General features: G+C 61.6%; 11 protein-coding genes. 5 read left to right on the top strand and 6 right to left on the bottom strand.

The features are described from left to right. Positions 1–124 precede the first annotated feature (124 nt). A complete protein-coding gene (locus QCE79_RS24405) occupies positions 125–1,522 on the top strand; it encodes a hypothetical protein (RefSeq protein WP_309848330.1) in 1,398 nt (465 codons plus the stop codon). A 69-nt stretch (positions 1,523–1,591) separates the two neighbouring features. On the opposite strand, the gene QCE79_RS24400 is transcribed toward QCE79_RS24405, so the two are convergent. Continuing rightward, entirely contained in the window at positions 1,592–2,143 is a 552-nt protein-coding gene (locus QCE79_RS24400; RefSeq protein WP_244828871.1) for an NADPH-dependent FMN reductase, read from the bottom strand. 726 nt (positions 2,144–2,869) lie between these two features. Between QCE79_RS24400 and QCE79_RS24395 the strand changes: the two genes are divergently transcribed. Then, on the top strand, positions 2,870–3,109 hold the full coding sequence (locus tag QCE79_RS24395) for a DUF4148 domain-containing protein (RefSeq protein WP_250510445.1): 240 nt from the start codon (positions 2,870–2,872) through the stop codon (positions 3,107–3,109). A gap of 125 nt (positions 3,110–3,234) precedes the next feature. On the opposite strand, the gene QCE79_RS24390 is transcribed toward QCE79_RS24395, so the two are convergent. Then, positions 3,235–4,215, bottom strand: coding sequence for an AEC family transporter (locus QCE79_RS24390; RefSeq protein WP_250527055.1), 981 nt, complete (start codon positions 4,213–4,215; stop codon positions 3,235–3,237). A 499-nt stretch (positions 4,216–4,714) separates the two neighbouring features. Here QCE79_RS24390 and QCE79_RS24385 point away from each other — a divergent pair, with 499 nt between their 5' ends. Then, positions 4,715–5,284, top strand: a complete 570-nt coding sequence (locus tag QCE79_RS24385; RefSeq protein WP_244828874.1) for a lipocalin family protein — start codon at positions 4,715–4,717, stop codon at positions 5,282–5,284. A gap of 6 nt (positions 5,285–5,290) precedes the next feature. On the opposite strand, the gene QCE79_RS24380 is transcribed toward QCE79_RS24385, so the two are convergent. The 3 genes from QCE79_RS24380 to QCE79_RS24370 form a co-directional block, all read right to left on the bottom strand. Then, complete coding sequence (locus QCE79_RS24380; RefSeq protein ID WP_309848329.1) at positions 5,291–6,514, bottom strand: serine hydrolase domain-containing protein; 1,224 nt, start codon at positions 6,512–6,514, stop codon at positions 5,291–5,293. Between the two features lie 78 nt (positions 6,515–6,592). After that, positions 6,593–6,847, bottom strand: coding sequence for a hypothetical protein (locus tag QCE79_RS24375; protein ID WP_244828876.1), 255 nt, complete (start codon positions 6,845–6,847; stop codon positions 6,593–6,595). A gap of 134 nt (positions 6,848–6,981) precedes the next feature. Beyond that, complete coding sequence (locus QCE79_RS24370; RefSeq protein WP_250467589.1) at positions 6,982–8,412, bottom strand: sigma-54-dependent Fis family transcriptional regulator; 1,431 nt, start codon at positions 8,410–8,412, stop codon at positions 6,982–6,984. Between the two features lie 296 nt (positions 8,413–8,708). Between QCE79_RS24370 and QCE79_RS24365 the strand changes: the two genes are divergently transcribed. Then, positions 8,709–10,109, top strand: a complete 1,401-nt coding sequence (locus QCE79_RS24365; RefSeq protein ID WP_250467590.1) for a GntP family permease — start codon at positions 8,709–8,711, stop codon at positions 10,107–10,109. Positions 10,110–10,137: 28 nt separating this feature from the next. Here the strand turns inward: QCE79_RS24365 and QCE79_RS24360 are convergent, their stop codons facing one another. Next, positions 10,138–11,040, bottom strand: coding sequence for a LysR family transcriptional regulator (locus QCE79_RS24360; protein WP_309848328.1), 903 nt, complete (start codon positions 11,038–11,040; stop codon positions 10,138–10,140). A 93-nt stretch (positions 11,041–11,133) separates the two neighbouring features. Between QCE79_RS24360 and QCE79_RS24355 the strand changes: the two genes are divergently transcribed. Next, positions 11,134–11,892, top strand: a complete 759-nt coding sequence (locus QCE79_RS24355) for an SDR family NAD(P)-dependent oxidoreductase (protein ID WP_250510449.1) — start codon at positions 11,134–11,136, stop codon at positions 11,890–11,892. Positions 11,893–11,950: the final 58 nt, after the last annotated feature.

The raw sequence follows: 11,950 nt of genomic DNA, 5'->3' as shown, positions 1-11,950 counted from the left end.
CGCTGCGAGCCTTGCCAGACGCGCCACGGCGCATCCGGCACGCTCGTTGCGTGATGGGCAAACATGCACGGCAACCTCGCAACGTTGCCGATTTCGAAGTTCCGCCCATCCGCAGGAGGCGTATATGCGACACACCGTCATCGGAGTTTTCGACACCTACGCGCAGGCCGAGGACGCACGCTCGGCCCTCGTTACAGCGGGCTTCCCGCGCGCTGATATCGAGTTGCAAGCGAATCCAAAACGCGACGATGCCGCCGAGCCGTCCGTCATGCCCGATGCCCAAACGCACGCCGAACCAGGCGTGCTGGCGAACATCGAGCGCTTCTTCAGCATGCTTTTCGGCGGGCGCGATCACCCGCCAGAAGTCGCGCATTATTCGGAAGCCGTGCGTCGTGGCGCAGTGCTTGTAGCCGTCGATACCCCGAGCGAAGAGCAAGCCGATGTCGCCCGCGCGACGCTTGCGGATCAAGGCGCGATCGATATCGATGAGCGCGCCGCAAGCTGGTCCACGCTCGAACACGGCACCGCGATGCCGCAAGCCGGCGTGGATGACCGCGATCATTCGATACTCGACGAACTGGGACTCGGACGCGGCAGTGCAGTGCCGGGCCGCGAGCCGGTGAGCGATGCGCGCATGGACGCAACGCGCGCCCGCGCTTATCCGCGCACCGACGCAGCAAGCCCGGCTACAGGCGCCGCCGCCGATCCGCTGCTCGACCCGCTTGCCGATCCGCTCGGCGACCCGTTGACGCGCCGCGATGCCGCCGCACTGGGTGCACGCGACTTCGTGAGCGACCCGGCAGACGATTCGCTGATGCCGCATGCCGGCACGACGCGTCACGAGACGACGCAGTACACGCAAGTCGAGACGCGCACCGCCGCCGATCCGCTGTCGGGACGCGATCCCGTCACTGGCCGCGATCCGCTCGCCACCACTGGCATGGACCCACTCGCTGCCCGCGACCCGCTGACCGGCACGCCGGCCGACCTGCTTGCCGCCCGTGACGAACTCTCGGGCGAATCGCTTTCGGAGCGCGACGCTCTTGCCGGTCGCGATCCGCTGCGTTCGGGCAACATGGGCGATCCTCTGCCCGGCGTACGTACCGATAGCGCCGCCGACTGGCGTCCGGTCGAACCGCTGAGCCCGCTCGATGAACCCGCGCAGATTCGAAGCGGCACGCTGAGTCAAAGCCAGTCGCAATCGATCGGCGCGATGGGTTCATCGGCTGGAACGGCTGCTGTGCCGAACGAGTACATGGAATATGAGGAAGACTTCCGCGCCGACTACGACACCCGCTACGCTGCAACCGGCGAGCCGTACGAGGATTATCAAGGCGCGTATCGGTACGGCGCCACGCTCGGCAACGACGACCGCTTCCGCAGCCGCGCGTGGGACGATCAGATGGAATATGAGATGCGCCGTGAGTGGGAGACGCGCCATCCGGAAGACGGAACCTGGGAGCGCTTCAAGGCTGCCGTCCGTCATGGTTGGGATCGCGTGACGGGACATCATCACGTTTAATTGCAGGACGCTTAGGCAATGACGAATCGGCCCGCACGCGCGGGCCGATTCGTTTTGGAACACGCCTTCTTATCCGGCGATTTTCTTGACCCACGCGACGTATTTATCGACGAAGGTTTGCAGATACTTGCGCGTGTCGTCACTGACGATTGCGCCGTTTGCATCGATACGCGAGTCATCGTGCTTGATGTACATCTCGGGCTGACCGAGCATTGCAATGTCGAGATACGCGCACACGCCACGCAGATGCGACTGCGCGATAGCCGTACCGATCGCGCCCACCGAGGTGCCGATCACCGCGCCCGGCTTGCCGCCCCAGGCGCTTTGGCCCCACGGCCGCGAACCCCAATCGATCGCATTCTTGAGCACGCCCGGAATCGAGCGGTTGTATTCCGGCGTGACGAAAAGGAGCGCGTCTGCTTCCGAGATCTTCTGCTTGAATTTCACCGCGACTTCGGGATAGTCGCTGTCGTAGTCCTGGCTGTACAACGGCAGGCTGGCGATATCGAGATGCTCGAACGAGAAATCTTCCGGTGCGAGCGATTCGACTGCGTGCGCAAGCCGCCGGTTGAACGACTCCCGTCGCAGACTTCCGACGACCACCGCAATCTTGTAGGCCATGAGGTTTTGCTCCATGAAGGATGCCAACAAATCCGCGTGCGAAAAAACGACGCGGCTTCGAGTCAACATCATAGGCGAGCCGTCTGACCGCCGTCACGAACCAAACAGACTGCCTATTTTTGCGATGATTTGAGCAACCCAGTTCCCCCCGCATTGTTGCGAGGTTTGTGGCTGATTATCCCCACTGTTATCCACAGAAACTGTGGATAACTCGGTGTTTGCCGAAAAGATGGTTCGAAAATGTTACTTTGACGAAACATTCCCGCGATAAGAGCATGATTTCAGTGCGTTCGAACCGCTGCGCCTCGGCGGATCAGTGGCCGAAAAACACGCTGCATTGCGATGCGGGACCTTGGCACGATGTCGGATTCGAATCGGCGGCTTGCGCTGCGCCGACTGCCGAAAAAAGGGCCAGCGACGCGAGGACTGCAGAAAGACTGCGCTTCATTTGACATCTCCAGAATGAGTGTTTGGCCGACCGTGTTCGATCGATGCCGTGACTCTATCTATGAAGCATTCGCATAAAAAGCCCACAAAACTCAATTTATTCTTACCAGCATGGTAAGAATCGCGCTTGGTAACACCCGCCAACCCGCGATTCGTGCGCCAGCATTCAACCATTCCCGACAACAATGTGTTGGCTCAATGGGTATTTTTGTCCAATAGGAAAACTCCTAGATTTTTCTCAGGCGTCAACCGGACGCAAGCGAATCCAGGAGTTCTTCCATGAAAAACACACTTATCGGCGGCCTGCTCATTTCGGCGCTTCTTGCAACGGCTCCGGCCTTCGCTCAATCGGCTTATGGCGCAAAGTCGCGTGCGGAAGTGAAAGCGGAACTGGCGAGCGCCCGTCGCGCGGGCGATCTCGAAGCGGTCAACGCATTGAGCTATCCGCAACTGCGGCCGTATCAGGAACGTCATGCGCAAGTGCGAGCCAACACTCGCAGCGATGGCAGCGCACAGTAATTTAGGACAGGCAGAACAAACCGGCCCTCCTCCACCATCGAACAGAAGGTGGCTTTGCCCGACGCCCGCGCGCCGGGCATTTTTTATCGCGGGCGAGCGACGGGTCGAATGCGGGCGAAGCCGGTTCAAAGCAGCACGGTCAGACAGAGCGTCACGGTGACGAGCGAAAGCACCGTGGAAAACAGAATGGCGCTCGAAGTGACGCCGCCATCGCGTCGATAAAACTCCGCGAGCATGAACGGACCGGTGCCGGTTGGCAGCGCGCTCAAAATCACGGCGGTCTTCGACCATAGCGGCGGCATGCTGAAGACATGAAACGCCAGCCAGTAAGTCAGCAAGGGCTGCGCGATCAATTTGAGCGTGACGAGTGCGCCCGTCGTTCGAAGACTGCGCGCCTCGCCTTTCGCGCCGAGAAAGAGTCCGAGCGCAACCAGCGCACAAGGACTCGCCGCGCCGCCCAGCAGTTTTAGAAACGCTTCGGCGCCATCCGGCACGTGCGCGCCCGAACCGCTCAGCAACGTGCCCGCAAGCGGCGCGATCAAAAGAGGGTTCTTGCCAAGCGACTTCGCCACGCGCCATAGCGTCCAGAAGATGTGCTTTTCGCTTTGCAAGCCGAGTTCGATCAGCACGATCGCCACCGCGAACAGCACGCACACAGTAATGATCGTTGCGATGACGGCGGGCGCGAGACTTTCCTTGCCGAACGCCAGCAAACAAAGCGGCAAGCCGACGAAACCGGTATTCGCATAAGCAGCGTTGAGTCCGTCGATGCTGGCATCGGCGAGCGGACGCGCACGCACGAGCCGCGCGATAAGCGTAAGCACGAACACCACGGCTGACCCGATGCCGAACACCGCGATGAACGCCGGTTGATCGAGCATGCTCCACGGCGTCCTGGACATCGTGTCGAAGAGCAACGCGGGCAACGCGAGATAGACGACGAAGCGGTTCAGTTCCGATGCGGCGGCGGGACCGAGCTTGTTGAGCTTGCGGCACGCGTAGCCCGCGAAGATGAGTCCGAAGACCGGCAGGATGATGGTGAAAAGCGGCGTGAGAAGCGAAGACAGCGAAGAGAAAGCGAAATGCAGATGATCCGGCGATGGCATGACAAGGCTTCAACAGAAAGGAGCCAAGAGAATAACCGCTGTCAAAAAGGTGAGGCATTTCGGGAGCGGTGTGATGGTGAGCCGCGAGATCCGCCCAAGCTCACGCTTCAAAGTTTATCCGTACCGCGAAACGTTTTAATGTGCTCTAAGTTCTGTCGACAAGCCGTTGTTCTGTAACGTTTTCATCTTGACGTCGAAAAGTGCCAACCAGCACGCGAATTCGACCTGGAAGACCGCTGATGCGCTCCGTCCGTACAGCCGTTTGCCTGAGGTGAGCGAATACAGGAGCGCGTCAAAACGACTAGTCGAATCGACCTCGGCTTAGCTTTCGACGAACGAAAAACGATATGGGACAAGGAGTTGCCTTCTATGCCGCAACCTCGGAGACATGCAAAAGCCTCCTCCGACGCTCGAAAGGTGAGGCTTTCCGGGAGCACAAGAACATCGGAATGAAGTTTGCTCAATGCTAGGTCTTCGCAATCAAAAGTAGACGCGCAACATGAAAATCAGAAGTCCATGGATCTACGGCGCCGCTGCGCTCATCACGCTTGGCGGCGTTGCGGCGCTTGCGGCATGCGCCACGAACGGCGCACGCAAGAGCGGCAACGAGAACGTGCCCGAGCCTTCTAAGGCTGTCGATCTCGATCGATACCTGGGCCACTGGCATGAGTTCGCCCGCTACGAAAACCGCTTCGAACGCGGCTGCGAAGGCGTGACCGCGAACTATGCGCGTCGCGAAGACGGGCTCGTCTCGGTCATCAACGCATGCCACGAAGGCGGCTTGAGCGGGCCATATAAAACATCGGAAGGACGCGCGAAGATCGTTCCGGGATCGAACGGAACGAAGCTGAAGGTGTCGTTTTTCGGGCCGTTCTATGTCGGCGACTATTGGATTCTCGATCACGCCGACGACTACAGCTGGTCCATCGTCGGCGAACCGACCGGCCGCTATCTGTGGATTCTCACGCGCGACGCGCGGCCATCGCCCGATATGCGGCGCTCGCTGATCGAACGCACGCGCGCACTCGGCTACGACGTGACGATGCTGCGGGAGACGCAGCAAAGCTGACAACGGTCAGTCGTCGATAGCCGCATACACGAGCCGCTCGTACTCGCGCGCGAGCGGGAACGGTTCGAGCGCACGCCGCTGAATGAGCATGATGCCGATCATGTCCTCGACGGGATCGGCAAACCAGCTTGTTCCGAGCGCGCCCGGCCAACTGAACGAACCCGTCGAACGATATCCCGCGGGCAATTGAAACGCCGGATTGTCGACAACCGACAGCCCGAGGCCGAAACCCTGCGCGCGCCACAATGGATAGCCGAACGCCGGGATCTCGCGCTGCGCAGGCGTAAGAAAGTTAGAGCGCATCAAGTCGACGGACTTGTGCGACAGAAGCCGCGGACCTGCTGCGCGCTCTTTAGCATCGCCTTGCAGACGGCCGCGTCCAAGCAACACACGCGCGAAACGCAGATAGTCGTCGGCGGTGGACACGAGCCCGCCGCCACCGCTTTGATAACGCGCGGCGTCGATCCAACGGCTCGACGAAGGATGATCCTCCACCACTGGTTGCGCGCCCGGGGAATCGACGACATAGGACGTCGCAAGCCGCGTCGCCTGTTCGGGCGTCACGGCAAAAGCCGTGTCGTGCATGCCAAGCGGCTCGAAGATGCGCGTGCGGAAGAACTCGCCGAGCGGCATGCCTGACACGCGCTGCACCAGCGCGCCGAGTACATCCGTGGACACGCCGTACTGCCAGCGCTCGCCGGGATGAAACATCAACGGAATTCTGGCGACGTGTTCCAGCCAACTCGCGGGATCGACCATCGCATCGAAGCCGTTGAATACGCTCTCGTACGCGGCGGCGAGTTCGCCCGTCGCGGTGAAGTGATATGCGAAGCCCGCGCGATGAGTGAGCAAGTCGAGCAGCGTGATTTGCGTGCGCGCCGGTTCGGTCTGCGAGAGCGGGCCTTCGGGGTCGAGCATCACCTGCGCGTTCGCCAGTTCGGGCAACCACTTCGCCACCGGCGCTTCGAGCGCAAGACGGCCTTCCTCGACCAGCATGAGCGCGGCGACGCTCGTCACCGGCTTGGTCATCGACGCAATGCGAAACAGTGTGTCGCGTGTCATCGGGGTGCGCGCGCCGGTGTCGCGCCAGCCGAGCGCATCCACTTGTGCAATCTCGCCGCGCCGCCAGGTGAGCGTGACGATGCCCGCGACCTCACCGGAATCGACGAAGCGTTGCATGGCGGCGCGCATTTCGGCAAGGCGCGCGGAATCGAAACCGGCGTTGGACATCGGTGCTCCTTCGAAGAACAGAGAAAGACGCCGCATGCGGCATCACGCTTCGATGAGGAAGCGCGCGACGGGTTCCAGCTAGTTTGCCTTGCAGGCGATCAACAAGCCGTTCTGGTTGTCGGCGCTGGATTGTTCGAGCACGTCGTAGCCGCCCGGGCATGCGACCTTCGCGTTGTCGGTGCAAAGACGCCAGCCACCGTAGGCCGGGCATTGCACGAGCTGAGTGGGACGGCCATCGGCTGAGAAAAGAGGCGGCGCGCTGCTGCATCCGGCGAGTGCCCATGCACTCGCGGCGAGCATCACGGAAAAGCCGATCGCAGTGCCGAGTTTCATCCCTTACCCCTTGTTTTCAGTCGTTATTTTCGATGTCGATGCCTTCGCGAGTATGCCACGCCGGCCTTTCGCGACGATTGCCGCAAATGTGCGCGCGCTCACGTTTGACACAATCTCACATGCCTTTACATGTCCTATACGTCGATGCCCAACGCGGCGATCTTCTTGTAAAGCGTCGCCCGCCCGATGCCGATGCGTCCCGCCGTTTCCGCCACGCGGCCATTGTTCGCGCGCAGGGCGTCGGACAGGAAGCGACGTTCGAAGTCGGTCATCGCGGCGGCATAGGGCATGGACGCGCTTTCGATTGGCGGCGCGGGCGCGGCCGGTGTCGAATCGATGAAGCCTGCGAGCGCGCGGGCATCGATATGTTCGCTATCGGAAAGCATGAGTGCGCGTTCGAGCGTGTTGCGAAGCTCGCGCACGTTGCCCGGCCAGGCGTAACCGGCTAGCAGCCGCAGCGCGTTTTCATGCAGCACGAACTGGCGGATGCGGCCCGTGCGCGCCTCGCCCGACAGGTCTTCGAGAATGGCATAGGCGAGCGCTTCGATATCGCCCGGACGCTCGCGCAAGGGCGGCGCGTGAATGGTCAGCACGTTCAGGCGATAAAACAGGTCCGCGCGAAAGCGCCCCGCCGCGACAAGCGCGGGCAGATCGGCGGAAGTCGCGGCGATGATGCGAACATCCGCCCGCACGATGCGGTTCGACCCGAGCGGCTCGAATTCCTTGTCCTGCAGCACGCGCAAGAGCTTGCCCTGCAACGGCAGCGGCATGTCGCCGATTTCGTCGAGGAACAGCGTGCCGCCATCGGCGAGTTCGAATTTGCCGACGCGTCCCTTGCGCTCCACGCCGGTGTACGCGCCAGGTGCCGCGCCGAAGAACTCGACTTCGAGCAAGGTATCGGGAATCGCGGCCACGTTGACGGTGACGAGCGGCTTCGCGGCGCGTGTCGAGGCACCGTGGATCGCGTGTGCAAGCAGCTCTTTGCCGGTGCCGGTTTCGCCGAGCAGCAAGACCGGCGAGTCGACGAGCGCCGCGCGCCGCGCTTGCCGCTTCACTTCGAGACTCACCGCACTCGTGCCGACGAAGCTCGCGAAGGTGTACTTGGCGCGCCGCGCCTGCGCGAGCGACTGGCGCGTCGCGATGAGTTCCTGCTGCACGCGCGAGTAATGCGCGAAAAGCGGCGTGAGCGCTTTCATCTCGTCGAAGAGCGCGAAGCCGATGGCGCCAACGGTCGCGCCCCGCTCGTCCTTCAGCGGCAAACGCGTGACGACGAGCGGTTCGCGGTCGGTCTCCAGCACGTCGAGCAGAATCGGCTTGCCGGTCGCGACGACTTCGCGCATCAGGCTATTGGGAATGACCGCTTCGCAATCGAGGCCGATCACGTCGGTGGGATCGGGGAAACCGAAGCGCGCCGCGTAGCGCTTGTTGATCCAGACGACGCGGGCGTCCGCATCGACGATGAAGGTGCCTTCGCTCAAATTTTCGAAGGTCTTGAAAAGCGATTCCATCGCGCGGCGCATGACGTCGCTATAGTCCAGGGGAACGTTGATCCAGTCGTTGAGCATGCTGCGTTTGTCTCCGATATCTCTTTATCGAGACAGGATATCTCAAACGGGAGACTGCCTGCATTGGGGCAATCTGCTAGGCTTCGAGGCGCGTGCCCGACCGTGACGCGCGAGAGTTTGTCTCGGCACAGAGACATTCCGAATGCATTTGCGGCCTTCATGCATGGTCAAACGAGCGCAAAGCCCTGTGACTACGCGGATGGCACGGAAGCTGCATTTGCCCGCGCGGCGCGCGATCAATCGCGTCGAGGGTCTTCAAGAGAGACCCGTGATAACAAAACATCAATGGAGACTCCATGTCGTTCATCATCGTGCTCGCCGCCCTGGCGTTCCTGATGCTGGCCGCTTATCGCGGTTACAGCGTCATTCTTTTCGCGCCGATCGCCGCTCTCGCGGCTGTTCTGCTGACCGATCCGGCAGCCGTCGCGCCCGTGTTTTCGGGCATCTTCATGGAGAAGATGGTTGGCTTCGTCAAGCTGTACTTCCCGGTGTTCCTGCTTGGCGCGGTGTTCGGCAAGGTCATCGAACTGTCGGGATTCTCGGAGTCGATCGTTGCCGCCGCGATTCGCTATATCGGCAAGTCGCGCGTCAATGCGGTGATCGTCGCGGTGTGCGCGCTGCTCACGTACGGCGGCGTGTCACTGTTCGTGGTCGTGTTCGCCGTGTATCCGTTCGCGGCGGAGATGTACAGGCAGAGCAATATTCCCAAGCGCCTGATGCCGGGCGCGATTGCACTCGGCGCGTTCTCGTTCACGATGGATTCGCTGCCGGGCACGCCGCAGATTCAAAACATCATCCCGACGACGTTCTTCAAGACGACTGGCTGGGCCGCGCCGTGGCTCGGCGTGATCGGCTCGGTGTTCATCATCGTGGTGGGACTGACGTTTCTCGAATGGCGCCGCCGCCGCGCGATGGCCACGGGCGAAGGCTACGGCACCTCGCTCGTGAACGAGCCCGAGCGCGTCGAGTCGACCAATCTGCCGAATCCGGCGTTGGCGATTGCGCCGCTGATTCTCGTGGGCGTCGCCAACTTCGCGCTCACGAAGTGGATTCCGACGTGGTACGGCGCGAGCTATACCATCGCGCCGGAAGTGCTGCCCGGCGTGCATGCGCCCGTGACCACGGCCGTCAAGACGGTCGTCGCGATCTGGGCAGTCGAAGGCGCGCTGCTGCTCGGCATCGTGCTCGTGTTGCTGACGGCTTTCTCGCGCGTGAAAGATCGCTTCGCCACGGGCACGCGCGTAGCCGTCGCGGGCGCTTTGCTCGCGGCGATGAACACGGCGTCGGAATATGGCTTCGGTGGCGTGATCGCCGCGTTGCCGGGTTTTCTCGTCGTCTCCGATGCGCTGAAGAGCATTCCGAATCCGCTCGTCAATGCGGCGGTATCGGTGAGTTCGCTCGCGGGCATCACGGGGTCGGCGTCGGGTGGCATGAGTATCGCGCTGGCCGCCATGTCCGATACCTTCATCAAGGGCGCCGAAGCCGCACATATTCCGCTGGAAGTTCTGCACCGCGTCGTGGCCATGGCAAGCGGCGGCATGGACACCTTGCCGCACAACGGCGCCGTCATCACGCTGCTCGCGGTGACGGGTCTGACGCATCGGGAGTCGTATCGCGACATCTTTGCGGTGACGGTCATCAAGACGCTCGCGGTGTTCTTCGTGATCGCGGTGTATTACATGACGGGGCTGGTTTGAGCGTTGGAAGTGCTGTTCGCGTCGCGCTTCAGAACGACGCCGAGCGGATGAAATCCAGAAACGCACGCAGCGGCGTCGGCACGTAGCGGTGACCGGAATAGTACAGAAACGGCCCCGGAAACCGCTGCCACCAAGGTTCGAGCACAGGCTCGAGCGAGCCGTTCTCGAAGAACGGCTTCATCCAGTCGTCGAAGAGTTGCACGATGCCGCAACCCGCCAGCGCGGCATCTATTCCAAGATCGGTTGCGGCGCCCGCTCGAACGATGAGCGGGCCGCTCGGCTCGACGCGAATGTGCTCGCCGTCGCGCTCGAATTCCCATGTGGTCATCGCGCCGCTCGCGAAGCGATAGCGCACACACGCATGCTGCAAGAGTTCGCTCGGATGCTGAGGACGACCGCGACGCTCCAGATACGCGGGTGACGCACCGAGCGCCATTCGTTGCTCGCGCGGACCGATAGGAACGGCGATCATGTCCTGCTCCAGACGTTCGCCGTAGCGAATGCCTGCGTCGCATCCTTCCGCCATCAGGTCGATGAAGCCGTCGTCGGCAATCACCTCCAGTTCGATATCCGGGTAAGCCGCGAGAAACGCCGGCACCAGGCGCGGCAGGATGAGTTTGGCCGCGACCACCGGCACATTCAGCTTCAACTTGCCAACTGGCTTGTCCCGAAAGCCGTTCACCACGTCGAGCGCTGCGTCGAGGCCATCGAGCGCGGGCTTGAGTCGAGCCAAGAGCCGCGCGCCCGCTTCGGTCGTCGTGACGCTGCGTGTCGTGCGATGAAGCAAACGCACGCCGGTGCGGGCTTCGAGACGGCGCACCGCTTCGCTTACGCCGCAAGGGCTGCTGCCGATGGCGCGCGCGGCATCGCGAAAACCGCCCGCTTCGACGACGGCCACGAATGCTTCCAGTTCCTTGAGGTTGGGTCCCATTGTTCGCTCTTTCAGTACACCCCGTGCAGACTCGAGCACGTTATCTTTCGAGGCTTGGTTGGCTATTCTGTTTCCTGTCACAGGAGAGCAAACATGTCCGCGGAAAAGATTGCGATTGTCACCGGCGGCAGCCGGGGCTTAGGCCGAAACACAGTGCTGAATCTCGCCAAGCGAGGCGTCGATATTATCTTTACTTATCACCGGAATCGCGAGGAAGCTGAAAACGTCATCCGATCCGTGTCCGATCTCGGTCGGAAAGCAGTGGCGCTTCAGCTAGACACCGGAAATGTCGGCGCCTTCGATAGCTTTATCGGCAAGGTCCGCGAAACTCTGGCCGAATGGAAAGCAGAACGCTTCGATTTCCTCATCAACAATGCGGGTACATCACATCACAACAGCATCGAGAAAACGACCGAGGAAGAATTGGATGGCCTATATAACGTGCACTTCAAAGGCGTGTTCTTTTTGACGCAGAAGCTGCTGCCGCTTATTCGCGACGGCGGGAAGATCGTCAACTTGTCTTCCGGGCTGACGCGAATCATCGTACCGGAAAGCGGCGCTTACGGCTCGCTGAAGGGCGCGGTCGAAGTATTGACGAAATACATGGCGAAGGAACTCGCGCCGCGCCGGATCGCAGTAAACGTGGTCGCGCCCGGTGCAATTCAGACGGATTTCAGCGGCGGAATAGTGCGGGATAATGCGGAGCTGAATAAGCGCATTGCCGACATGACGGCGCTGGGCCGTGCCGGATTACCCGACGACATTGGCCCGATGATCGCGTCGCTGCTCTCCGAAGATAATCGGTGGATCAACGCTCAGCGTATTGAAGTGTCGGGCGGCATGGCGATTTAACGCCTACGCACAGGAGAATAGATCGCTGCGCCCGTGGTTCGAAGCGGGCGCGGGCGAG

The organism is Caballeronia sp. LZ003, assembly GCF_031451465.1.
Lineage (GTDB): Bacteria > Pseudomonadota > Gammaproteobacteria > Burkholderiales > Burkholderiaceae > Caballeronia.
Note: the sequence above shows the minus strand (reverse complement) of the source record. Positions and strands in the feature narration are given on the sequence as shown.